We start from the raw sequence: 467 nt of genomic DNA on the forward strand, positions 1-467 counted from the left end.
GACCACTTACAACAAGCCGGGCGGCATTTCCTTCGCCCACCGCGAATCGCATGTCATCGAGGATGAATGCGGCGCGCCGGTGTACTTTTCCGGCGGCTCGCGCCTGCATGACATCGATGGCCCGCTGGGCAAGATCGACCCGCACAATCTGGAAAGGACCATTGGCCGTTTCGCGCCCGAAATCGTCCATTGGGGACGGCCGATGGCTGTTTCGATAACCCAGTCGACCGAGGTCGGCACCATCTACGGGCTGAATGAGATCGAGACGATCTCGGCGATTGCCAAGAAGTATTCGGTGCCCCTGCACATGGACGGCGCCCGCTTTGCCAACGCGCTGGTCGCGCTTGAGACCACACCGGCCGAAATGACCTGGAAACGCGGCGTCGACATCCTCTCCTTCGGCGGCACCAAGAACGGCTGCTGGTGCGCCGAAGCGATCGTGCTGTTCGATCTCGACCGCGCCAAGG

General features: G+C 62.1%; 1 protein-coding gene. It reads left to right on the forward strand.

Annotation, left to right across the window (positions count from 1 at the left end; all coding sequences use genetic code 11):
* Positions 1-467, forward strand: a 467-nt coding sequence (locus tag EN935_RS40000; RefSeq protein ID WP_245489199.1) for a beta-eliminating lyase-related protein, incomplete at both ends; no start/stop codon positions are given.

Origin of the sequence: Mesorhizobium sp. M7D.F.Ca.US.004.03.1.1 (genome assembly GCF_003998635.1) — a bacterium.
Classification (GTDB): Bacteria; Pseudomonadota; Alphaproteobacteria; order Rhizobiales; family Rhizobiaceae; genus Mesorhizobium; species Mesorhizobium loti.